Source organism: Pseudomonas sp. P5_B2 (genome assembly GCF_056400445.1).
Genome location: NZ_JBFULH010000940.1, coordinates 1 through 1,273 on the forward strand (window position 1 = coordinate 1; position 1,273 = coordinate 1,273).

General features: G+C 56.2%; 2 protein-coding genes. Both read right to left on the reverse strand.

Annotation, left to right across the window (positions count from 1 at the left end; all coding sequences use genetic code 11):
* A partial coding sequence (locus AC1DRJ_RS28175; protein WP_477805025.1) for an ABC transporter substrate-binding protein occupies positions 1–417 on the reverse strand: 417 nt, incomplete at its 3' end.
* Between the two features lie 306 nt (positions 418–723).
* Positions 724–1,273: ABC transporter substrate-binding protein (locus AC1DRJ_RS28180; protein WP_477805026.1), on the reverse strand; the 550-nt coding region annotated here is incomplete at its 5' end.

Sequence of the window (1,273 nt, forward strand, 5' to 3'; positions counted from 1 at the left end):
GTACGGGAACTCGGTCGGATAAGCCTTACGGAAAGGTTGTTGCGGGTCGAGCATGCGATTAAACGTGAACAGCACGTCATCGGCGTTGAAGTCGCGGGTCGGCGTGAAGTAGGGAGTGGTATGAAACTTCACCCCTTCGCGCAGGTGAAACGTGTACTTGAGGCCGTCCTCGGAAATATCCCAGCTCTCGGCCAAGCCTGGTACGACGTTGGTCGCGCCTTTTTCAAACTCTGCCAAACGGTTGTACAGCGGCTCGGCGGCGTCGTTATCGGTCGCAGTGGTGTACTGCGCCGTGTCGAAACCGGCGGGGCTCCCTTCGGAGCAGAACACCAGGCTGTTATTGGCGGCCTGGGTGATGGAAGTGGTGGCCAACAGGCCGGTGCCCAGCAATGCGGATAAAACCAAGGTATGGCGCATGACGCTCCCTCTTATCGTTCACGTGTGTTTTGCCAATGAGCCGCCGTCCCGTCCTGGAACGTGGAGGATCATTGATTTCAAACCCTGCTTGCAGCAAAACCGAGAGCCCACGCATGAGCTGGTCAGAACCCGACGGTAGGCACCGTGGGTCTGGCAGTAAATGCGTAGAGTCCTAAAAACTCGTAGGAAATGGCAACGCATCCGACGCGACAGCGGTGGCGTGCAACGGAATTGGGCGTAAGAGACTTCCTACTTTGTCGGTAGATAAAGCAACGGCAACGTCAGTAACGTCGCCGTTGCAATGCCTTACTTGCTGACGCTGACACCGTAGAAGGAGTTCAAGCCAAACGGGCTGATCTTGAAGTCCTGCACGTTGTCGCGCATAGGTTGGAACACCGTCGAGTGAGCGATAGGTGTCATTGGCACTGCATCTTTGAGGACGTGTTGCGCCTGTTTGTACAGCTCGGTGCGCTTGTCCTGGTCAGTCGTGCGCTTGGCTTCCTTGACGATGCCGTCGAACTTCTTGTCGCACCACTTGGAGAAGTTATTGCCTTCCAGCGAATCGCAACCGAACAGCACGTTCAACCAGTTGTCCGGATCACCATTGTCGCCGCTCCAGCCAATCAGCATCGCCTGGTTTTCGCCACCTTTGGAGCGCTTGATGTACTCGCCCCACTCGTAGCTCTGGATCTTGACCTTGAGACCGATCTTGGCCCAGTCCGACTGCAGCATTTCTGCCATCAGCTTGGCGTTCGGGTTGTAAGGACGCTGTACCGGCATCGCCCAGAGAACGATTTCGGTGCCTTCTTTCACGCCAGCTTCCTTGAGCAGCTCTTTGGCTTTCTCAGGGTTGTAC